Annotated in this window: 21 protein-coding genes and 1 pseudogene; 12 read left to right on the top strand and 10 right to left on the bottom strand. The window is 52.5% G+C overall.

Going from position 1 to position 20,503, the window contains the following annotated elements:
* Positions 1-158: 158 nt before the first annotated feature.
* The 5 genes from pstS (at position 159) to phoU (ending at position 4,845) form a co-directional block, all read left to right on the top strand.
* On the top strand, positions 159-1,199 hold the full coding sequence (gene pstS / locus ACM615_RS00695; RefSeq protein ID WP_112290868.1) for a phosphate ABC transporter substrate-binding protein PstS: 1,041 nt from the start codon (positions 159-161) through the stop codon (positions 1,197-1,199).
* 191 nt (positions 1,200-1,390) lie between these two features.
* Positions 1,391-2,347: a phosphate ABC transporter permease PstC gene (pstC, locus tag ACM615_RS00690; RefSeq protein ID WP_112290870.1), complete on the top strand. Its 957-nt coding sequence runs from the start codon at positions 1,391-1,393 to the stop codon at positions 2,345-2,347.
* 1 nt (position 2,348) lies between these two features.
* Positions 2,349-3,236 (top strand): phosphate ABC transporter permease PstA, encoded by an 888-nt coding sequence (pstA, locus tag ACM615_RS00685; protein ID WP_112290871.1) that lies wholly within the window; start codon positions 2,349-2,351, stop codon positions 3,234-3,236.
* A 99-nt stretch (positions 3,237-3,335) separates the two neighbouring features.
* Positions 3,336-4,103 (top strand): phosphate ABC transporter ATP-binding protein PstB, encoded by a 768-nt coding sequence (gene pstB, locus ACM615_RS00680; protein ID WP_013577692.1) that lies wholly within the window; start codon positions 3,336-3,338, stop codon positions 4,101-4,103.
* 10 nt (positions 4,104-4,113) lie between these two features.
* Positions 4,114-4,845, top strand: coding sequence for a phosphate signaling complex protein PhoU (gene phoU, locus ACM615_RS00675; RefSeq protein WP_112290873.1), 732 nt, complete (start codon positions 4,114-4,116; stop codon positions 4,843-4,845).
* Between the two features lie 84 nt (positions 4,846-4,929).
* Here the strand turns inward: phoU and ACM615_RS00670 are convergent, their stop codons facing one another.
* Positions 4,930-5,622, bottom strand: coding sequence for a TetR family transcriptional regulator (locus ACM615_RS00670; RefSeq protein WP_113876811.1), 693 nt, complete (start codon positions 5,620-5,622; stop codon positions 4,930-4,932).
* A gap of 110 nt (positions 5,623-5,732) precedes the next feature.
* Here ACM615_RS00670 and ACM615_RS00665 point away from each other — a divergent pair.
* The 4 genes and pseudogenes from ACM615_RS00665 to ACM615_RS00650 all read left to right on the top strand — a co-directional run.
* Positions 5,733-6,539 (top strand): annotated as a pseudogene (locus ACM615_RS00665) (sugar phosphate isomerase/epimerase family protein); the annotation flags it as partial.
* Positions 6,540-6,800: 261 nt separating this feature from the next.
* A complete protein-coding gene (locus ACM615_RS00660; RefSeq protein ID WP_431011282.1) occupies positions 6,801-7,169 on the top strand; it encodes a hypothetical protein in 369 nt (122 codons plus the stop codon).
* Positions 7,170-7,173: 4 nt separating this feature from the next.
* Positions 7,174-7,920, top strand: a complete 747-nt coding sequence (locus tag ACM615_RS00655) for a DUF6708 domain-containing protein (protein ID WP_431011281.1) — start codon at positions 7,174-7,176, stop codon at positions 7,918-7,920.
* Positions 7,920-8,660: a DUF6708 domain-containing protein gene (locus ACM615_RS00650; RefSeq protein WP_431011280.1), complete on the top strand. Its 741-nt coding sequence runs from the start codon at positions 7,920-7,922 to the stop codon at positions 8,658-8,660. The genes ACM615_RS00655 and ACM615_RS00650 overlap by 1 nt, the downstream gene beginning before the upstream one ends.
* On the opposite strand, the gene yieH is transcribed toward ACM615_RS00650, so the two are convergent.
* Entirely contained in the window at positions 8,657-9,322 is a 666-nt protein-coding gene (gene yieH / locus ACM615_RS00645; protein ID WP_431011279.1) for a 6-phosphogluconate phosphatase, read from the bottom strand. The genes ACM615_RS00650 and yieH overlap by 4 nt on opposite strands.
* Before the next feature lie 152 nt (positions 9,323-9,474).
* Here yieH and ACM615_RS00640 point away from each other — a divergent pair, with 152 nt between their 5' ends.
* Complete coding sequence (locus ACM615_RS00640) at positions 9,475-10,812, top strand: NCS2 family permease (RefSeq protein ID WP_112292033.1); 1,338 nt, start codon at positions 9,475-9,477, stop codon at positions 10,810-10,812.
* A gap of 75 nt (positions 10,813-10,887) precedes the next feature.
* Here the strand turns inward: ACM615_RS00640 and ACM615_RS00635 are convergent, their stop codons facing one another.
* Together ACM615_RS00635 and ACM615_RS00630 are read right to left on the bottom strand one after the other, a co-directional pair.
* Positions 10,888-11,457, bottom strand: a complete 570-nt coding sequence (locus ACM615_RS00635; RefSeq protein ID WP_113876814.1) for an NADPH-dependent FMN reductase — start codon at positions 11,455-11,457, stop codon at positions 10,888-10,890.
* A 91-nt stretch (positions 11,458-11,548) separates the two neighbouring features.
* Positions 11,549-12,274, bottom strand: a complete 726-nt coding sequence (locus ACM615_RS00630) for a 4'-phosphopantetheinyl transferase family protein (protein ID WP_112287214.1) — start codon at positions 12,272-12,274, stop codon at positions 11,549-11,551.
* A 323-nt stretch (positions 12,275-12,597) separates the two neighbouring features.
* Here ACM615_RS00630 and ACM615_RS00625 point away from each other — a divergent pair, with 323 nt between their 5' ends.
* The gene (locus tag ACM615_RS00625; RefSeq protein WP_431011278.1) at positions 12,598-14,493 is read left to right on the top strand and encodes a methyl-accepting chemotaxis protein; all 1,896 of its coding nucleotides are present in this window, start codon (positions 12,598-12,600) and stop codon (positions 14,491-14,493) included.
* 81 nt (positions 14,494-14,574) lie between these two features.
* Here ACM615_RS00625 and ACM615_RS00620 read toward each other — a convergent pair whose 3' ends face one another.
* Positions 14,575-15,462 carry a LysR family transcriptional regulator gene (locus ACM615_RS00620; RefSeq protein ID WP_431011277.1) on the bottom strand — a complete coding sequence of 296 codons (888 nt, stop codon included), beginning with the start codon at positions 15,460-15,462 and terminating at the stop codon, positions 14,575-14,577.
* Between the two features lie 100 nt (positions 15,463-15,562).
* Between ACM615_RS00620 and ACM615_RS00615 the strand changes: the two genes are divergently transcribed.
* Positions 15,563-16,162, top strand: a complete 600-nt coding sequence (locus ACM615_RS00615) for a short chain dehydrogenase (RefSeq protein ID WP_431011276.1) — start codon at positions 15,563-15,565, stop codon at positions 16,160-16,162.
* A 71-nt stretch (positions 16,163-16,233) separates the two neighbouring features.
* Here the strand turns inward: ACM615_RS00615 and mnmE are convergent, their stop codons facing one another.
* The 5 genes from mnmE to rpmH form a co-directional block, all read right to left on the bottom strand.
* On the bottom strand, positions 16,234-17,598 hold the full coding sequence (mnmE, locus tag ACM615_RS00610) for a tRNA uridine-5-carboxymethylaminomethyl(34) synthesis GTPase MnmE (protein ID WP_431011275.1): 1,365 nt from the start codon (positions 17,596-17,598) through the stop codon (positions 16,234-16,236).
* Between the two features lie 112 nt (positions 17,599-17,710).
* Positions 17,711-19,345: a membrane protein insertase YidC gene (gene yidC / locus ACM615_RS00605; RefSeq protein WP_129637777.1), complete on the bottom strand. Its 1,635-nt coding sequence runs from the start codon at positions 19,343-19,345 to the stop codon at positions 17,711-17,713.
* Between the two features lie 2 nt (positions 19,346-19,347).
* The gene (yidD, locus tag ACM615_RS00600) at positions 19,348-19,605 is read right to left on the bottom strand and encodes a membrane protein insertion efficiency factor YidD (RefSeq protein WP_112287219.1); all 258 of its coding nucleotides are present in this window, start codon (positions 19,603-19,605) and stop codon (positions 19,348-19,350) included.
* Positions 19,569-19,928, bottom strand: coding sequence for a ribonuclease P protein component (rnpA, locus tag ACM615_RS00595; protein WP_071823635.1), 360 nt, complete (start codon positions 19,926-19,928; stop codon positions 19,569-19,571). The genes yidD and rnpA overlap by 37 nt, the downstream gene beginning before the upstream one ends.
* An 18-nt stretch (positions 19,929-19,946) precedes the next feature.
* Positions 19,947-20,087, bottom strand: coding sequence for a 50S ribosomal protein L34 (rpmH, locus tag ACM615_RS00590; protein ID WP_009637487.1), 141 nt, complete (start codon positions 20,085-20,087; stop codon positions 19,947-19,949).
* Positions 20,088-20,503 lie beyond the last annotated feature (416 nt).

The following is a 20,503-nucleotide window of genomic DNA, read 5'->3' as shown; positions in this document are numbered from 1 at the left end:
CGCATTTTGCCCGTATAGTTCGAATTGTGACCAGTGTCATAAAACTGTCACATAACGTACATTTTACTGTCACTAAACTGTCCTATTTTCCTCCTGTGCCAAACACTTTAATTAACGTCGACATCAGTCGGGAAGTTTAAAACCACCAGGAGTGGAACATGAAATTGATGCGTAACACCGTCGCCGGTCTTGTAGCAGCGACTTTCTCCCTCACAGCAATGTCTGCTTTCGCTGCCACTAACCTGACTGGCGCTGGCGGCACCTTCCCAGCTCCTGTTTACGCTAAGTGGGCTGACGCATATCAGAAAGAAACCGGTACTCAGGTTAACTATCAGGGCATCGGTTCTTCCGGCGGCGTGAAACAAATCATCGCTAAGACCGTAGACTTCGGCGCATCTGATGCCCCGATGAAAGACGAAGATCTGGCCAAAAACGGCCTGTTCCAGTTCCCTACCGTGATCGGTGGCGTGGTACTGGCTGTTAACATCCCGGGGATCAAATCCGGTCAGCTGACGCTGGACGGCGCAACGCTGGGTGATATCTACCTCGGCAAAATCAAAAAGTGGAACGACGCTGCGATCACCAAGCTGAACCCGGGCGTGAAACTGCCAGACACCAACATCGCGGTCGTTCGCCGTGCTGACGGTTCCGGTACCTCTTATGTCTTCACCAGTTACCTGGCGAAAGTAAACAGCGAGTGGAAAGACAAAATCGGTTCTGGTTCTACTGTGAACTGGCCTACGGGTCTCGGCGGTAAAGGTAACGACGGCGTTGCAGCCTTTGTTCAGCGTCTGCCTGGTTCAATCGGTTATGTAGAATATGCTTACGCCAAGCAAAACAACCTGGCTTACACCAAGCTGGTTGATGCTGACGGTAAAGCGATCAGCCCGACTGAAGAATCCTTCAGCGCAGCGGCTAAAGGCGCTGACTGGAGCAAAACCTTCGCTCAGGACCTGACTAATCAGAAAGGTGACAATGCGTGGCCAATCAGCTCCACCACCTTCATTCTGATTTACAAAGATCAGCAAGACGCAGCGAAAGGCACTGAAGTGCTGAAGTTCTTCGACTGGGCTTACAAAAACGGCAACAAGCTGACGACCGATCTGGATTACGCAGCCCTGCCTGAATCAGTGGTTGAGCAGATCCGTGCAGCATGGAAAACCAACGTTAAAGACAGCAGCGGCAAAGCACTGTACTAGGAATACCTGTCATACCTGAAGCTGCACCGGCGTTAGCTGCGCTCGTTCACCCGAATCACTTACCTGAGTAAGCTCACCGGGATTCACTTGCAGCTGGCTTGGTGCAACTCCAATTATTTTGGGTATAGTAACTCTGCTTCATTCCCTCTCCGGCCGGGGAGGGAATTAAATTTGAATTAAAAGAGAGTGGTATGGCTGAATACAAGCCGGCTATCAAGGCACCCAGCAAAAACGGTGACATCATCTTCGGCGCTCTGGTCAAACTGGCTGCGCTGATTGTGCTATTCATGCTGGGCGGCATTATCGTCTCGCTGTTTATTGCTTCCCTGCCGAGCATCGAAAAGTTTGGTTTATCCTTCCTGTGGACGAAAACCTGGGATGCTCCGAACGAACAATTCGGCGCACTGGTGCCGATTTACGGCACGGTCGTGACCTCCATTATTGCCTTGCTGATTGCAGTTCCTGTCAGCTTTGGTATCGCATTATTCCTCACTGAGCTGGCGCCGAACTGGATGAAACGCCCGCTGGGTATTGCTATCGAACTGCTGGCGGCGATCCCCAGCATTGTTTATGGCATGTGGGGTTTGTTTGTCTTTGCACCGCTGTTTGCGCAGTACTTCCAGACGCCGGTGGGTGATGTACTTTCCGGTATCCCGATTGTTGGCGCACTGTTCGCCGGTCCGGGTTTTGGTATCGGTATTCTGGCGGCGGGCGTCATTCTCGCCATTATGATCATCCCGTACATTGCCTCCGTCATGCGTGACGTGTTCGAGCAAACGCCGGTGATGATGAAAGAATCTGCTTACGGCATTGGTTGCACCACGTGGGAAGTGATCTGGCGCATCGTGCTGCCGTTCACCAAAAACGGGGTAATCGGTGGCGTGATGTTAGGTCTGGGACGCGCACTGGGCGAAACCATGGCAGTGACCTTTATTATCGGTAACACCTACCAGCTCGACAGCGCCTCACTTTATGCGCCGGGCAACAGTATAACCTCCGCACTGGCAAACGAATTTGCCGAAGCGGAAGCCGGTCTGCACACTGCCGCGCTGATGGAACTGGGGCTGATCTTGTTTGTTATCACCTTTATTGTCCTGGCGCTGTCGAAAGTGATGATCCTGCGTCTGGCTAAGAAAGAGGGCCGTTAAGATGACGACACTCGACATGCAAAGTAACGCAGCATTACTGGAATCACGCCGTAAACGTCAGGCATGGCGCCGTCAGAAAAACCGTATCGCGCTGATGGTCTCGATGATGACCATGGCGTTTGGTCTGTTCTGGCTGGTCTGGATCCTGTTTACCACCATCGTCAAAGGTGTGGACGGGATGTCGCTGGCGCTGTTCACGCAAAACACGCCGCCACCGAACACGGCGGGCGGCGGTCTGGCGAATGCCATTGCGGGCAGCGGATTACTGATTTTATGGGCGACGGTCATCGGTACGCCTCTGGGCGTGATGGCGGGGATTTATCTGGCCGAATATGGTCGCAAATCCTGGCTCGCTGAATTTATTCGCTTCATCAACGACATTTTGCTTTCTGCGCCATCCATCGTTGTCGGCCTGTTTGTGTACACCATTATGGTGGCAAAAATGGGTCACTTCTCTGGCTGGGCAGGCGTTCTGGCGCTGGCGTTGTTACAAATCCCGATTGTTATCCGTACCACGGAAAACATGCTGAAACTGGTGCCCGACAGCCTGCGTGAAGCGGCTTACGCGCTGGGTACGCCGAAATGGAAAATGATTTCGGCCATCACGCTGAAAGCGTCTGTTTCCGGCATTATCACCGGTATTTTGCTGGCGATTGCCCGTATTGCCGGTGAAACCGCGCCGCTGCTGTTCACGTCACTCTCCAACCAGTTCTGGAGCACTGACATGATGCAGCCGATTGCCAACCTGCCGGTGACTATCTTTAAGTTTGCGATGAGCCCGTTTGGCGAGTGGCAACAACTGGCCTGGGCGGGCGTGCTGCTGATTACGGTGTGCGTGCTGCTGCTGAACATTCTGGCGCGTGTGATTTTCGCGCCGAAAAAGCAATAAGTTCATTCATTATCGATGGCAGACGAAAACGGCTGCCGTCACTGTTTACCCGGCGTCGCCACGCGGCGCGCGAATAAGAGAGATGTCTTAATGAGTCGAATGACTGACGCATCCAACAGCAAGATTCAGGTTCGCGATCTGAACTTTTATTACGGCAAATTCCACGCGCTGAAAAATATTTCCCTGGATATCGCTAAGAACGAAGTCACGGCATTCATCGGTCCGTCAGGTTGTGGTAAATCCACGCTGCTGCGTACGTTCAACAAAATGTACCAGTTATATCCGGAACAGCACGCAGAAGGTGAAATCCTGCTCGACGGCGAAAACATTCTGGTGGATAAGCAGGACATCGCGCTGCTGCGCGCCAAAGTCGGTATGGTCTTCCAGAAACCGACGCCATTCCCGATGTCTATTTATGACAACATCGCGTTTGGTGTGCGTCTGTTTGAAAAGCTTTCCCGTACCGATATGGATGAGCGCGTGCAATGGGCACTGACCAAGGCCGCGCTGTGGAACGAATCCAAAGATAAGCTGCACCAGAGCGGTTACAGCCTGTCCGGTGGTCAGCAACAGCGTCTGTGTATCGCGCGCGGTATTGCGATCCGCCCAGACGTTCTGCTGCTCGACGAACCTTGTTCTGCGCTGGATCCGATTTCTACCGGTCGTATCGAAGAACTGATCACCGAGCTAAAATCTGATTACACCGTGGTGATCGTGACCCACAACATGCAGCAGGCTGCGCGTTGTTCAGATCGCACTGCGTTTATGTATCTGGGCGAACTGATCGAATACAGCGATACCGACTCGCTGTTCACCTCGCCAGCGCGCAAACAGACTGAAGATTACATTACTGGCCGCTACGGTTGAGGTAAGAACAATGGACAACCTGAACTTAAACAAACACATATCCGGCCAGTTCAACGCCGAGCTTGAACACATCCGCACGCAGGTTCTGGCAATGGGCGGGCTGGTCGAGCAACAACTGACTGATGCCATTACGGCGATGCACAATCAGGATGCCGAACTGGCGCAACGCGTCATCAAAGGTGATGACAAAGTTAACCTGATGGAAGTGGCGATCGACGAAGCCTGTGTGCGCATTATTGCCAAGCGCCAGCCGACCGCCAGCGATTTGCGTCTGGTGATGGCGATCATCAAAACCATTTCTGAACTCGAACGTATCGGTGACGTGGCAGATAAAATCTGCCGCACGGCGCTGGAAAAATTCTCGCATCTGCATCAGCCGCTGCTGGTCAGCCTGGAATCTCTGGGTCGCCACACCGTAGAAATGCTGCATGATGTGCTGGATGCGTTTGCGCGTATGGATCTTGACGAAGCGGTACGTATTTACCGTGAAGACAAGAAAGTGGATCAGGAATATGAAGGCATTGTGCGCCAGCTGATGACCTACATGATGGAAGATCCGCGCACTATCCCGAGCGTGCTGACTGCGCTGTTCTGCGCCCGTTCTATTGAGCGTATCGGCGACCGTTGCCAGAACATCTGCGAATTCATTTTCTACTTCGTGAAGGGTCAGGATTTCCGTCACGTGGGCGGCGATGCGCTGGACAAGCTGCTGACAGACGGCAAAGACGCGCCAAAAGAATAATCGCTGGCTGATATTGCCCGACAAAAAAGGCCTCTTACGAGGCCTTTTTGCTATCCGCTCTGTAACAGCGTCCGATCAGCGCAATTACTTCATCACGTAGCGCAGGGCAACCATGACGGCCAGCTGACGGTAGTGGGCGGTCTGTAAATCCACTTCATCCGGATTTTCAAACAATGCGCCGAACGTATATTGGTTGGCAACCTGGTGTACGCACAGGCTGCTGATCAGACGGTGAACGTCGCGTGCCTGCGCATCTTCTTTGAACAGATGGCTTTGCTTGCCACGCGCGAGAATATCTTCCAGCAGCGTTAATGCCGATTTGTTGATTTCACGGATGCTGGTGGACTGACGGATAAACCGGCCGCGCAGCATGTTTTCCGTTGAAACAATACGAATGAATTCCGGATGTGAGACGTGGAAATCAAAGCTGGCTTCGACCAGTTTGACGATAGCTTCAGCGGGCGGAAATGACGAGAGATCCAGATCCAGCTCGTGCTGACGGATACCGCGGTAAACGTGCTCCAGCACCAGCATGTACAACGCTTCTTTGGTCTTGTAGTGATAGACCACCATACGTTTCGTGGTGCTGGCGTTGGAAGCGATATTTTCCATGCGTGCGCCCATCAGACCGGATTCTGCGAATTCAGCCAAAGCGCTGTCAAAAATGCGCTGCTTCAGTCCTATCGGATCATTTTTACGTCCCGGCGCCGGGGAACTTTGGCTGCTCAGCGTCTTATCCTCATCATTAACCACATTCACGCCACAGAGATTAACCATTGCGTCGCTCAGTTACAATCCGTGCGTTCATACAACGCCTCTGCACTTGACGAACGTGGCATGAGGGTCCACTACTGTAAGTATCGAAGCCTGACTTAAAGGACGCTATTTTGCCTGCAACCACCCGTTTACGTTCAATTGCGACAGTTTCAGTACCAGGAACCTTGCCTGAAAAGCTCACGGCGATAGCTGCTGCGGGATTTGATGGTGTGGAAATATTCGAAGATGATTTGCTTAAAAGTCCGGTCAAGCCGGTGGCTATCCGTAATCTCGCCGATTCCCTCGGCTTGCGTATTTTCCTGCTGCAGCCTTTCCGCGATTTCGAAGGCGTTCCTGCGGAAAAACGTATCGAAAAACTCGCCAGCGCGCGCCGTCAGTTTGATCTGATGCGCGAGCTGGGCTGCGATCATTTACTGGTGTGCAGCAACACCGATCCGGAAAGCTCACCGGAGCGGGATGTACAGATTGCCGATCTCGCCGCGCTGGCTGAAATGGCGGAGCCTTATGATATCCGTATCGGCTTTGAAGCGCTGGCGTGGGGCAAACACATCAACCGCTACCGGCAGGCGTGGGATCGCGTACGTGAGGTGAACAGTCCGGCGCTGGGCATTGTGCTCGACAGCTTCCATATTCTCGCTGTAGGCGACAATCTTGACCGGCTGGACGAAGTGCCGCTGGATAAAATCAGCTTCCTGCAACTGGCTGATGCGCCCTACAAAGACATGAACGTGCAGCAATGGAGCCGCAGTTATCGCTGTTATCCGGGGCAGGGTGATTTACCGCTGGTGGATTTCGTCAGCACGCTGAACCGAAAAGGCTTCACCGGGCCGTGGTCGCTTGAAATCTTCAATGATAAAACCCTGCCGCTGGCAGATGGCCTGCGATCCTTAGCGGAGCTGGAAAAGCGGATGCAGGCTTACGATCAGGATCACAATTCAAATCCATTCATAGAGGAAATTTAGGTTAAGTTTTACATCGTGTGTAATTCGGCGTATTAACCATGAAAAAAACAAGGGAATGTTATTCATGGATTTCAGAAGTCAGATGTTGAAGAACGCGGTTGCCAGTGAGCAGGCGACTTCTACCCCTTCAGGCTGCAAAGCCTGCCAGCGGAAAGGATTACCAATCTACCTTTTGCTTCTGCTGTTAGCCCGACCGGTCGCACCACCCTTGAGGGTGTGGTTTATGAACGCATCGATCTGCGAGTGAGTATGCCCGGATGGGCGGCAGGCAAAGGTGGCTGGTCCGTGCGTCTGGCGCGTGCCGGTGACGATAAGGTATTGTTCTCGCAATCAGTGAGTGCGCCGGGGCAGGCTGACGGGTATCAGGCTGTGGAGCCTTCCGGTTATTATAAATACCGTCTGTCAGTGGATGAGGAGACGGTAACGGAAGGCGGTAAAGAGAGGAAGGTAAACAGCCTGAATCTGATGGTCAGTGTCTGGGCGGAACAAAGCCGTACAGCGAAAGTGAAACTGGTCGCGAATTACTGGCCGGATAATACTGATGCAGATTATCAGCTGGGCCTGACGGTCAGTAAACAGGGATGATGCGATGAAACGACAGTCCAGACTTCATGCGCCAGTTCGATACTGGGATGAAGATTTACCTAAACAGGCAGACGATCAGAAAGCCCCGCCGCAGTTGATCCGGGTGAATGAAATCAATGATGTGTGGATGGAGATCCCGCGTTATGTGAATTACGGGTGGGGTGTACAATGGTTTAGTACATTTATGACTCTTATTGCTGTAATTATTTGCGTTGTCTTTGTTTTTATTCCAAGTTTTCCATCTGATTTATTATCCATGTTTAGTGTCTATCTTCCTGTTTTTATATTTTTCTCATTTTTTATCTACTGCATCAAAAGGGTTTTATTTGAACCCCGGGGCGCACCTGTTCGTTTTAACCGCAAGCGGCAGAAAGTTTATGTATATGAATATCAGCGCAGTGTCTGGCCCTGGAAGCGCTGGCCGGTGGTGATCAAGGTATTTGACTGGGCCGATATTCAGGGAGAACGGGTGCAGCTGGCGGGGCATGCAGACTGGGGGCACCGGATATACTGCGCGGTTTGTAAACCGGGAACACATGAGGTCGTGGACCGGTTTGTGCTCGCCTGGACGGTGGGCAATCTGCGCGATGCTTACGGTTTATGGAGCCACTGCTGCCACTACATGGAAGCCAGACCGGTGCCTAAAAACCCGCTGCTGACCGATAAGCCAGCAGACTGGACGCCGTTCAGAACGGTACGCTGGCCGTCAGATGTTGAACGTGAATCAACCACCGCAACAGGGATGATGTGATGAAACGACAGTCCAGACTTGATGCGCCAGTTCGATACTGGGATGAAGATTTACCTAAACAGGCAGACGATCAGAAAGCTCCGCCGCAGCTGATCCGGGTGAATGAAATCAATGATGTGTGGATGGAGATCCCGCGTTATGTGAATTACGGGTGGGGAGGGTTATGGTTCAGCTTGATTGCAATACTTATTGTTTTATTTTTTAGTATTCGTCTTGTTTTTATTATTAATGCTGCTTCTGACTTATTATTATTGTTTAGTCTCTATCTTCCTGTTTTTGTATTTTCCTCATTTTTTATCTACTGCATCAAAAGGGTTTTATTTGAACCCCGGGGCGCACCTGTTCGTTTTAACCGAAAGCGTCAGAAGGTTTATGTCTACGAGTACAAAAAAAGTATCTGGCCCTGGAAGCGCTGGCCGGTGGTGATCAAGGTATTTGACTGGGCCGATATTCAGGGAGAACGGGTGCAGCTGGCGGGGCATGCAGACTGGGGGCACCGGATATACTGCGCGGTTTGTAAACCGGGAACATATGAGGTCGTGGACCGGTTTGTGCTCGCCTGGACGGTGGGCAATCTGCGCGATGCTTACGGTTTATGGAGCCACTGCTGCCACTACATGGAAGCCAGACCGGTACCTAAAAACCCGCTGCTGACCGATAAGCCAGCAGACTGGACGCCGTTCAGAACGGTACGCTGGCCGCCTGATGTTGAGCGTGAATCAACAACGGATCGCCCTTAACCCGTGATCTGATAACCCATCTGACGCCAGATCCCCGGCAGTTCGCGCATGTCGTGGAAAGTCGTCACCAGCGGGTGATCCAGCGGCGGGTTATGCGGATCGGCGCAGTAGTAAAACACCGGGATGCCTGCGGTGATCCCGGCCTGTGCGCCTGCCACGGAATCTTCTACCAGAATGCAGTTTTCCACCAGCACATCCATGACCTCGGCGGCTTTGTACAATACCGCCGGATCGGGTTTCCAGCGCTGCAAATCGTAGCCGCTGAACAGCTTATCGCCCATGAAAGGCAGCAAACCGGTCAGGCCGAGCGAGTGCTGCATTTTGGTGACCGGGCCGTTGGAGACGACGCACATTGGCACGGTAATGTGTTCCAGCAGTTCACGCGCACCGTCAATAGGCTCAAGTTTAGTGTCGAAAAGCCGCGCAACGTGCTGGCGGAACACCACTTCCATTTCTTCTTTCGGCACATCGATACCGTGCTCTTTATTGACGATCGCGACGATTTCGTAAAGTTTGACGCCTTTGTATTTCTTATACATTTCGTCGAAAGAAACCGTCACACCAAAATGCTCGAACATTTCGACGTAGGCTTCGCAGCACAACAATTCACTGTCCACCAGCGTACCGTCGCAATCAAAAAAGACACATTCAACCTGTGACATACTTTCTCCCTGTGAGCGTTTCATCTATTGGCGTGCATTATGGCACTGTACCCGAACGATAGATTTAATCCCATACATCCAGTGCTGGCGCTTTCGGGCTAAAATCCTTAGGATACCCCCCGATTGTTTTTCCCCCATTTTGGAACTCACCAATGAGCACACCACAGAGCAATGCGACTGCGGGTAAAGGTCTGGCTGAACGTCTGTTTAAACTGACGCAGCACGGCACCACCGTACGCACCGAAACTATCGCCGGTTTAACTACCTTCCTGACCATGGTCTATATCGTTTTCGTGAACCCGCAGATCCTGGGTGTTGCGGGGATGGATAAACAGGCCGTGTTCGTGACCACCTGTCTGATTGCCGCGTTCGGCAGCATCCTGATGGGCGTGATCGCCAACCTTCCGGTCGCTCTGGCACCGGCGATGGGTCTGAATGCGTTCTTTGCTTTTGTGGTCGTGGGCGCGATGGGCGTTTCCTGGCAGATCGGGATGGGCGCGATTTTCTGGGGCGCGGTCGGTTTGCTGCTGCTGACCATTTTCCGCATCCGTTACTGGATGATTGCCAATATTCCGGTCAGTCTGCGCGTGGGCATTACCGCCGGTATCGGGCTGTTTATCGGCATGATGGGGCTGAAAAACGCCGGCATTATCGTTCCGAACCCTGACACCATCGTCACCATCGGTAATCTGACCTCGCACAACGTGCTGCTGGGCGTACTCGGGTTCTTCATTATTGCCGTGCTGGCGTCGCGAAACTTCCATGCCTCTGTGCTGGTGTCGATTATTGTCACCACCGTGATTGGCCTGATGATTGGCGACGTGCATTACACCGGTTTCTGGTCGATGCCGCCGAGCATTACCACGGTTGTCGGACAGGTGGATCTGAAAGGCGCGCTGAATATCGGTCTGGCGGGCGTCATCTTCTCCTTCATGCTGGTGAACCTGTTTGACTCCTCCGGCACGCTGATCGGCGTGACCGACAAGGCCGGTCTGGCGGACGAGAAAGGTAAATTCCCGCAGATGAAACAGGCGCTGTATGTAGACAGCGTATCTTCCGTTGCCGGCGCATTTATCGGCACGTCTTCTGTGGGCGCTTACATTGAAAGCACCTCCGGCGTGTCCGTCGGCGGCCGTACCGGTCTGACTGCGGTTGTCACCGGTTTGCTGTTCCTGCTGGTGATCTTCATTTCCCCGCTGGCCGGCATGGTGCCGGAATACGCCGCAGCGGGTGCGCTGATTTATGTCGGCGTACTGATGACTTCCAGCCTGGCGCGCGTGTCATGGGATGACCTGACCGAAGCCGTTCCGGCGTTCGTCACTGCGGTGATGATGCCGTTCAGCTTCTCGATCACTGAAGGTATCGCGCTGGGCTTCATCTCTTACGTGGTGATGAAACTGGGCACCGGCCGCTGGAAAGAAATCAGCCCATGTGTGGTTGTGGTTGCGCTGCTGTTCGTGCTGAAAATCGCGTTCGTAGACGGGCATTAATCCGCTGACGTCTGCTTAACGCCGATAAAAAAACAGCCCGCATTTGCGGGCTGTTTGCATTTCTGATGACCGGAATTATTTGCTGACGCGGCGGGTATAGTCGGCAAATGCCGTCAGCTGGCCGCGCAGGAAATCGAGCGTCCCCTGATCAACCACTTCGCCTGTCTGCTCATCCACTTTGCTCTGAATGACGCCACCCATAAATTCAGGTTTGTTCATGACCATGGCATCAAGGAAAACCAGGATCTGGCGCAGGTGATACTGGCAGCGTGCGCCACCGACCGGCCCCATTGAACTGGTTTGGATCAGCACGGGCTTTCCGGCCAGCGGCTGGTTTGGCAAACGTGAAATCCAGTCGATGGCATTTTTCAGGCCACCCGGTACGGAATAGTTATATTCCGGCGTGACGATAATGACGCCATCCGCCTGACGGATTTGTTCCGCAATCGCTTCAACATCCGCCGGAAAACCTTCTTCCTGCTGAATATCCGCATCATAGAGTGGAATGGCACCGATGGAAGGTAATGCTTCAATCACGATGCCCTCAGGGGCGACATTCGGCAATGTACGCGCCACCATGCCGTTGTATGACGCTTTACGAAGACTACCTAACAGTGTGACAAACTTCAGTGGTGTAACTGACATGGCTAACTCCTGTTATGGATGATTTTACGAAAGGAACTGCCTGTAACCATAAACGAAAAACGGGTCGACGAGCGTAAACATAAGTGAAGTTTTATTTAGCAGGCGGCAGGCTGATGAATTTCATAAAGTGCGGTGATTCGGACTGCTGATCTGTGGAAAGTGTTTGTGTGCGGGTGAAACCGTTTTCGGGTTCATAGCGCCAGCACTGCAACCGGATTATCGAGGGAGATTGCGCGCATGACCAGGTTATCGACCCTTCAATATCACTCATTACCTGCGCCTCCGGTGTCACGGCAGACCGCAAACGGCCAGAGGCCGGATTCAGGCTGAGCGTCAGCGGACCCTGATCGTTGAGGCCGGACATCTTCAGCATGCTCTGGCGGATACACCACAGTTGCAGCGAGGATTCCACAGGATCGGATTGCATGGCAATCCAGGTTTTCTCCACCGCAGAAAGCTGTAACTGCTGTTGCGGATTCACCAGCGCACTGCGGGCATGAATGATTTCGAGATCCAGACCGACTTTCCCTTCACTGCTGATTAAGACACCGACAGTGCTACCGGCATACGCCAGGCTGAAATCAGGGAGATCAAGGGATTCGAAACTCGGACGACCGCTGGGTAAGGTGATCACGTTAGGAAGTTCAGCAATTCCGTACAGGTAGAAAATCATTTCTGCCAGAAGCACGCGGCCGTTTAAGAAACGCTTGCGCTGTTTTTCGGAAAGGTGTTTTGCGAATAATACGATCTCTTTGGGCAACCGGTGTGTATCCGGTTCTGCATCCGTCATTGCCCATCTTGCAAAATGGCACGCCATTGTTCACTCCATGATTAATGGTTCGACCGTATTTTCTCAATTGTTCTAAAGAATAACATTAAGAGAAATCATTAAAAACCGCTTAAAACTCGCAGTGGCGCACACTTCATTCACTTTTCAGACAGATTTTCATCACCATAAAGTGAAACAAATCACAGTTTTAATCGCCAGTTGAGAAGAAATCTCATCGGAATGATGTTCTGGATTTTCACTCATAAGATCCGGGTGCCAGATATATCTACTATAGCAACATAAAGAAACGTCAGAAAATGCCGTTACTAGTTAAGCAGCGATCTCGCTGCTTCGCCTGTGAGTACCCTAAAATGTTAAAAACAACGCAATCCCGCTTTATCGCATTGATCAGCTTGTTTTTTATTGTGCTGGTCATCGTTACGCTTATCGTGATCCAGGTCTTTATTGCTCCTCAGCTGAAACAAACCGAAAGTAATCTGGTGGCTAACCAGGTGGATGATGTGGCCGTCGCCATTAACGATCGCCTGAATAAAGTTGAGTCTCAGGTACGTACCATCACCCAGACCGTCGCACAAATGGACAGCGACAGTATCGACCGGCTGCTGCCTGCTCTGGTTGATCAGTACGGTGATGCCGCCGTGTTTGGAGGCGGTATCTGGCCGTTGCCGAACCAGCGCGATCCGGCAAAAATCAAATTCAGCACCTTCTTTGCCCGAAACAGTAATAATCAGCTGACGGTGAATACTTTCTGGAACAGCGCAGAATCGCCGAACTATTTCGATCAGTCCTGGTATCTCGCCGCCTCCAAAGGTGAAAAGGGGCAGTGCGTCTGGGCTCCCGCCTATTTCGATGACGCCAGCACCCAGCCACGCACCAACTGTGCGATGCCGATTTATAAAGGCGACAAACAGTGGGGCGTTGCCACTATCGACGTGACGCTGGGCTTCTTTAACCAGCTGGTGACGGAAATGGAGAAAAAGGTTCACGCGACAATTTATATTGTGGAGAAAGACGGCACCATCGTTGGTACCAGCCATTCCACGGATGAAAAGCTGCCGAAACTGGCGTCGCTGGGCGAAGCCTCTCCGCTGGCGATGCAGATCCGCAAAAGCCTCGACCAGATTAACGATCAATCCTCTCTGGTGGCGGATTACGACAACGATGGTACGTCGCATACGATGTTCATGAGTAACATTCAGGGCCCGTGGTATATCGCAACCGATATGCCGACCAGTCAGTTGCTGGCGCGCAGCCATAGCATTCTGACGAGTCTCGGGCTGGTACAAATCCCGATGGTCTTACTGCTGCTGATTGTGCTGATTGCGGCGATTAAAGTGTTTATGCGCCAGCTTGCCGCACTGAATAAAAATATCGCTCAGCTTTCAGCGGGCGGCGCGGATTTAACCCGACGCTTACCGGACAGCCGCAGCCCTGAGTTCAATCAGATCAACCAGAGCTTCAACAGCTTCCTGTCTTTCCTGCAATCCATTCTGCGTCAGGTTGGTGACAGCAGTCTGGCGATCACTTCAGCTTCGCGCCAGATTGCCAGCGGTAACCTGGACTTGTCTGCGCGAACTGAAGAACAGGCCAGTTCTATTGTCGAAACGGCAGCCTCAATGGAACAGCTGACCAGCACCGTTAAGCAAAACGCAGCCAATGCGGAGGGCGCTAACCAGCTGGCGCGTGACGCATCGGCAGTCGCGGAAAAAGGATCGGAAGTGGTGAAGCAGGTGGTAGAAACGATGGGGTCGATCACCCGTTCCTCCCACAAAATCGTCGATATCATCAGTGTTATTGACGGCATCGCTTTCCAGACCAACATTCTGGCGCTGAATGCGGCGGTAGAAGCAGCACGTGCTGGTGAACAGGGGCGCGGTTTTGCCGTGGTGGCCTCAGAAGTGCGCAGTCTGGCGCAACGCTCGGCGACCTCTGCGCGTGAAATCAAAAAGCTGATTGAAGATTCTGTGGCGGATATTTCCACCGGCAGCAATCTGGTGGCAACGGCGGGGACGACAATGGATGAAGTCATGGGCGGCGTGAACAACGTGGCGACACTGATGAACGAAATTATGTCTTCCAGTCAGGAGCAAAGTCTGGGCATTGAGCAGGTTAACGTGGCTATTACGCAGCTGGATAACGCCACGCAGCAGAACGCCGCGCTGGTCGAACAGGTTTCTGCCGCCGCGCAGGCGATGCAGGATCAGACCGTTCAGCTGGAAACCGTGGTTGCGGGCTTTAAGCTCTGATTTCGTCTGATTCAAAGTGTGCAAAACTGGGTGGTAAGTGAGCGATCACTTACCGCTTTCTGTTTTACGCCATACTCAGTCTCAGTAAAAGTCGTTTTCCGTCATGAAGTTAATCAGGCTGGTCAGTTTGGCTCGTGGCCTGAAATCAGGCAGATAAACCAGATGCACCACCCGGGGCTTCGGGATAAAAGACTCCAGCACCGGGATCAGCTTGCCGCTGGCGATATCCTCCGCCAGCAGGACTTTGGGCTGCAACAGCAAACCGGCGCCCTCCAGTGCCGCAGCACGCAGCGCATGACCGTCGTTGGACACATAGCGGCTGTTAACCGGCCACGCTGACGTGGTGCGTTCTGCATTCGCCAGATGCCAGCCTTCGCTCTGATTCCAGACGGTATGCACCAGACATGGGTGCGTTTTCAGGTCTTCAGGCGTCGCGGGCGTGCCGAACTGCTGCAAATAGCCTGGAGACGCGCAGATCACCATTTCATAAGGCTTCAGAGGCTTCGCCACCAGACGGTCGTCGCCGATTTCGCCAATACGAATTGCTGCATCAAAACCTTCGCCGATCAAATCCACCCTCGCGTTACTCAGTATCAGCTCTACATTCACTTTGGGATGTGTTTGCAGATAACGGGCCAGCATCGGTGCTATAACGCTCGAGCCAAGGGATACCGGCGCGCTGACCCGCAGCAATCCGGTCGGTACGCTTTGCAGGCTTTCCATCGCGCTTTCCGTGAATTTCATCTGATCCAGCACCCGTTTGCCGTTTTCATAAAACACTTCACCGGCATCGGTCAGGCTTTGCCTGCGCGTAGTGCGTTGCAGCAGACGGGCATTGAGATGCTTTTCCAGTTGCTGAATGTGTTTACCGACCATCACCGCCGAAATCCCCAGTTTTTCCGCCGCAGTGCTGAAATTTCCGGTTTCTACTACGCTGACAAAGACTTCAATATTCCGCAGCTTATCCACATTACAAACCCTGAGTTAGTACAGAACGAATAATACGAGTCTATATCTAACTCTTAATTTGGTGAAAGATGATCCAACAAACAACGTTGAGGAAGCTGTGATGAAAATTTTAGTGATTGGCGGGACGGGTACATTGGGTAAAGCGGTGATCCGAGAATTCGGCGCAGAACATGAAATTATCACCGCAGGCAAGACGCGCGGTGATTTTCAGGTCGATATCACCGATGAAAACAGCGTAAAAGCGCTTTTCAAAAGTACCGGGAAAGTCGATGCGATTATCGCCACTACCGGCAGCCTGCACTTTGGCCCGCTGACTGAAATGACCGCAGAGCAATTCAATATCGGCTTGCAGGATAAACTGCTCGGGCAGGTGCGTATTGCGCTGATCGGTCAGTCATTCCTCAACGATGGCGGCTCCGTCACCCTGACCAGCGGGATTATTGCTGATGAACCTATCCGTCAGGGCGCAAACGCCACCACGGTTAATGCGGCCGTGGAAGGTTTTGTCCGTGGTGCGGCGATTGAACTGCCACGCGGCATCCGCATCAACGTGGTCAGCCCGACCGTAGTAGAAGAGTCGCTGAAAGCTTACGGCCCGTTCTTCCCGGGCTTTGAAGCCGCTCCGGCAGCACGGGTGGCGAAAGCGTATCGCCGCAGCGTGGAAGGGGCGCAGACCGGACGTGTTTATAAAGTCTGGTAAGCTGTAATACTTTGAATACAATAAAAAACCCACATTTTGCAATGTGGGTTTTGTTTGATGCAAATGTCGGATTACTTACCGATACAGAAGCTGGAGAAGATGCGCCCCAGCAAGTCATCCGAAGTAAATTCGCCGGTGATTTCGCTCAGCGACTGCTGCGCCATGCGCAGTTCTTCTGCCAGTAATTCACCGGCCCGGGCGCCAAGCAGCTGGTCTTTACCCTGAACCAGATGCTGTGCGGCGTCTTCCAGTGCGTGCAGATGACGGCGACGGGCGAGGAATCCACCTTCCATATTGTGATTAAAGCCCATGACCTGTTTCAGATGGTCACGCAGCAGATCAACGCCATCGCCGGTACGGGCGGAAAGGCGAATAAGTGAGTGACCATCCACTTCTGTTTGCCCCAGTGCTTCGCCGGTGATATCGGCTTTATTGCGCACAACGACAATCGGTAAAGACGCTGGCAGGCGGGCCATAAACTCTGGCCAGATTTCCGCGGGCTCGGTCGCAGCGGTTGTCGTGCCATCAACCATAAACAGCACTAAGTCAGCCTGTTCGATCTCATTCCATGCACGTTCGATACCAATACGCTCAACTTCATCGCTGGCTTCTCGTAAACCTGCGGTGTCGATGATATGCAGCGGCATACCGTCGAGGTGGATGTGTTCGCGCAAAACGTCACGCGTAGTGCCCGCGATATCGGTAACGATCGCCGCTTCACGTCCGGCCAGCGCGTTCAGCAGGCTGGATTTACCGGCGTTCGGACGCCCGGCAATCACCACTTTCATCCCTTCGCGCAGCAAGCTGCCCTGACGTGCTTCAGCACGTACCGCATCCAGATCGCCCATCACTGTATTGAGTTTGGCTTCGATTTTGCCGTCAGACAGGAAGTCGATCTCTTCATCCGGGAAGTCGATAGCGGCTTCAACAAAGATCCGCAGGTGAGTGAGTGCTTCCACCAGATGATGAATACGGTGAGAGAATGCGCCCTGTAAGGAGTTAACCGCAGAACGTGCGGCTTGCTCGGAACTGGCGTCGATAAGATCGGCAATCGCCTCTGCCTGTGCCAGATCGAGCTTATCGTTGAGGAAAGCACGCTCAGAGAATTCGCCCGGACGCGCAATGCGCACGTTTTCTAGCGCGATAATGCGTTTAAGCAGCAAATCCAGGATCACAGGGCCGCCGTGGCCTTGCAGCTCAAGCACGTCTTCACCGGTGAAAGAGTTCGGGCCCGGAAACCACAGCGCGATGCCCTGATCCAGCGTGCTGCCGTCTGCATCCTGAAACGGCAGATAATCGGCATAACGCGGCTTGGGCAGTTTACCTAAGACAGCCTGTGCCACATCACGCGCCGCACGGCCGGAAATGCGCAAAATGCCCACACCACCGCGGCCGGGTGGGGTTGCCTGGGCAATAATGGTATCTGAGGTGCTCATAGCAATGATCTCTGTTGGTCTTTTTACGGATATGCAAAAGGCGGTCAAATGACCGCCTTTGTCTTTTATCATCAAGTTTAGCGGTCAGGACGAAAGCCGCCCTGACATTCACTTATGACTTTTTCTTGTCGCGGCTGTGCAGGCCACGTTTTTCCAGCCCGCGATAAATCAGCTGCTGCTGGAGAATGGTTACCAGGTTACTGACGATGTAATACACCACCAGACCGGACGGGAACCACAGGAAGAACACGGTGAAGATGACCGGCATGAAGGTCATGATCTTCTGCTGCATCGGGTCGGTGACGGTGGTCGGCGACATCTTCTGAATGAAGAACATCGTGATACCCATCAGAACCGGCAGAATGTAGTACGGGTCTTGCGCTGACAGGTCATGGATCCACAGGATGAATGGCGCGTGGCGCAATTCAATGGAACCAGAAAGCATGTAATACAGTGCCAGGAAGATTGGCATCTGAATAACCAGCGGCAGACAACCACCCAGCGGGTTCACTTTCTCAGACTTATACAGCGCCATCATTTCCTGACTCATGCGCTGTTTGTCATCACCGATACGTTCACGCATGGCGGCCAGTTTTGGCTGCAGCATACGCATTTTCGCCATCGACGTGTACTGAGCGCGGGTCAGTGGATACATGATACCGCGGACAATAAAGGTGATTACGATGATCGAGAAGCCCCAGTTACCGACGAACCCTTGAATGAATTTCAACAGTTTGAACAGTGGCTGAGAGATGAACCATAACCAACCGTAGTCAACAGTCAGATCAAGGTGAGGCGCGATTGCCGCCATCTTGTCCTGAATTTCCGGGCCAACCCACAGAGTGGAAGCCACTTGTTGTTGTGCGCCTGGTGCAACGGTAAACGGCGTGCCTTTGAAACCAATCGAAGAAATGCCATTGTTGGTGCTGGTAAAGAAAGTATTGGTGTCTTTCGCTGACGGGATCCATGCAGTCGCAAAGTACTGCTGCAGCATCGCAACCCAACCGCCCTGAGTGGTGACATTCAGCACTTCGCTCTTATCGAACGCGTACTTCTGATATTTGTCATCACTTGAGGAGTATGCCGCGCCGCGGAACGTGTGCAGAGCAAAGTTATTGCTGCCGGTGTCACGGTGCTTAGGCAATTCGGTGGTTTGTTTCAGCTGACCGAACAGAGTCAGTTCAAGCGGAGCTGCTGTGGTGTTGTTGATATTGTATTCAACACTCACCGCGTAAGAGCCACGTTTGATCACGAAGGTTTTGGTGTAAATCGCACCGTTTGCCGCCGTGTAAGTCATCGGAATGCGCAGTTCAGACTGGCCTTCAGACATCGTGAAGGTATCCGAGCTGGTCTGGAACAGAGGACGTTCACCGTTAGCCGGATTATCAGGACCGTTTTTACCTGTCAGACCGCTTTGTGCCTGATAGATGAAATTAGGAGTGGTTTCCAGTAACTGGAAAGGCTGGTCAGAGCCCAAAGTCGTCGGGTAAGCCTTCAGCAGAGCCTGCTCAATGTCGCCACCACGGGTGTTGATTGTTAATGACAGCACATCACTGTTAACTGTAATTAATTTGCCCTGTCCGCTACCAGGAACAGCCTGGTTAGCAGCATCACCGTTTGCAGTGTTCGCAGTCTGTTGCGTGGTCTGGTTGGCCGGTTGCGGAGCGTGGTCCGTTTGCCATGCCTGCCAGATCATGAAAGACACGAACAGCAGAGCGATGAGGAAAAGATTGCGTTGCGAATCCATCGTTAGAGTTCTCTGTTATTGTCGGTTTTCGGCGGTACGGGGTCATCACCACCTGGGTTCAAAGGATGGCATTTTAATACGCGTTTCAAAGTCAACCAACTGCCTTTTAACATGCCAAAACGACCAATTGCTTCAATACCGTATTGAGAGCAGGTTGGTCGAAAGCGGCAATGTGGCCCGAGCAACGGACTGATGAATAACTGATAACCACGTATCAGCTTTATCAGGATGCGGGAGCCTGTCGGCAATGTCGACGCCATAATTTCTCCAACGCTTCCGTCAGCGCGCGATTATCTAAATCGGCGACACCCTTCTTGGCGACCACCACAAAATCCATCGACGGCAGCGTATGCTGATTCAACCGGAAACTTTCGCGGGTTAGGCGTTTAATCCGATTGCGTTCATGTGCGCGTTTGACGTGTTTTTTTGCGACGGTGAGACCGATGCGGGGATGCCCCAGCTCGTTCAGGCGGCCGAGTATAGTGATTTGCGGCGTGCCAGCCCGTTGTGGCTGCTGGAAGACGAAAGTGAAATGACGGGGAGTTAACAAACGTAACTCCCTGGGAAAAGCGAGCTTAACCACTAAATAGGTTAGCTTTTATTACTTAGAAGCTGACAGACGGGTACGGCCTTTCGCACGACGGCGAGCCAGAACCTGACGACCATTTTTGGTGGCCATACGAGCACGGAAGCCGTGGCTACGGTTGCGCTTCAATACGGACGGTTGGAAAGTGCGTTTCATGGCGATTTCTACCTAAACTTAAATTATTACTGATCAGTAAACGCGAAGACATTTCGGCAAAAAAAAGACCGGTGCCTTTGTCGCAACATATAAAGAAGCGGGATTGTAATAACTGTACAGTCCTGAGTCAATTTACATTGCCAGAAATGGTTCAAGTGTTTACCAGAATTGCCCGTGGTCACACCGCAATATCCATCTGGTTATGACCATCAGGAACACAGGCTTCACACGTAGGGCTGAAGATTATACGGACTCTGCCGTAAATCGCAAGGATCCTCGCCTGATCCTTATCCACAGGGCGGAGATCTTTCTCGCAATGTGATGAAATTTAGCTCAGCGGACTCCTATTTTTTCACCACAGTGATGATTACATCGCCTATTTTAAAAAGGATCGGCTAAGCTTACCCACTTGCCGA

It is taken from the genome of Rahnella sp. PAMC25617, assembly GCF_050606005.1.
Taxonomy (GTDB): domain Bacteria; phylum Pseudomonadota; class Gammaproteobacteria; order Enterobacterales; family Enterobacteriaceae; genus Rahnella; species Rahnella variigena.
Note: the sequence above shows the minus strand (reverse complement) of the source record. Positions and strands in the feature narration are given on the sequence as shown.

Bases quoted from the DNA above. Each gene is read 5' to 3' on its own strand.
- pstS (WP_112290868.1), top strand. From the start codon at position 159: ATGAAATTGATGCGTAACACCGTCGCCGGTCTTGTAGCAGCGACTTTC.
- pstC (WP_112290870.1), top strand. From the start codon at position 1,391: ATGGCTGAATACAAGCCGGCTATCAAGGCACCCAGCAAAAACGGTGAC.
- pstA (WP_112290871.1), top strand. From the start codon at position 2,349: ATGACGACACTCGACATGCAAAGTAACGCAGCATTACTGGAATCACGC.
- pstB (WP_013577692.1), top strand. From the start codon at position 3,336: ATGACTGACGCATCCAACAGCAAGATTCAGGTTCGCGATCTGAACTTT.
- phoU (WP_112290873.1), top strand. From the start codon at position 4,114: ATGGACAACCTGAACTTAAACAAACACATATCCGGCCAGTTCAACGCC.
- ACM615_RS00670 (WP_113876811.1), bottom strand. From the start codon at position 5,622: ATGGTTAATCTCTGTGGCGTGAATGTGGTTAATGATGAGGATAAGACG.
- ACM615_RS00655 (WP_431011281.1), top strand. From the start codon at position 7,174: ATGAAACGACAGTCCAGACTTCATGCGCCAGTTCGATACTGGGATGAA.
- ACM615_RS00650 (WP_431011280.1), top strand. From the start codon at position 7,920: ATGAAACGACAGTCCAGACTTGATGCGCCAGTTCGATACTGGGATGAA.
- yieH (WP_431011279.1), bottom strand. From the start codon at position 9,322: ATGTCACAGGTTGAATGTGTCTTTTTTGATTGCGACGGTACGCTGGTG.
- ACM615_RS00640 (WP_112292033.1), top strand. From the start codon at position 9,475: ATGAGCACACCACAGAGCAATGCGACTGCGGGTAAAGGTCTGGCTGAA.
- ACM615_RS00635 (WP_113876814.1), bottom strand. From the start codon at position 11,457: ATGTCAGTTACACCACTGAAGTTTGTCACACTGTTAGGTAGTCTTCGT.
- ACM615_RS00630 (WP_112287214.1), bottom strand. From the start codon at position 12,274: ATGGCGTGCCATTTTGCAAGATGGGCAATGACGGATGCAGAACCGGAT.
- ACM615_RS00625 (WP_431011278.1), top strand. From the start codon at position 12,598: ATGTTAAAAACAACGCAATCCCGCTTTATCGCATTGATCAGCTTGTTT.
- ACM615_RS00615 (WP_431011276.1), top strand. From the start codon at position 15,563: ATGAAAATTTTAGTGATTGGCGGGACGGGTACATTGGGTAAAGCGGTG.
- mnmE (WP_431011275.1), bottom strand. From the start codon at position 17,598: ATGAGCACCTCAGATACCATTATTGCCCAGGCAACCCCACCCGGCCGC.
- yidC (WP_129637777.1), bottom strand. From the start codon at position 19,345: ATGGATTCGCAACGCAATCTTTTCCTCATCGCTCTGCTGTTCGTGTCT.
- yidD (WP_112287219.1), bottom strand. From the start codon at position 19,605: ATGGCGTCGACATTGCCGACAGGCTCCCGCATCCTGATAAAGCTGATA.
- rpmH (WP_009637487.1), bottom strand. From the start codon at position 20,087: ATGAAACGCACTTTCCAACCGTCCGTATTGAAGCGCAACCGTAGCCAC.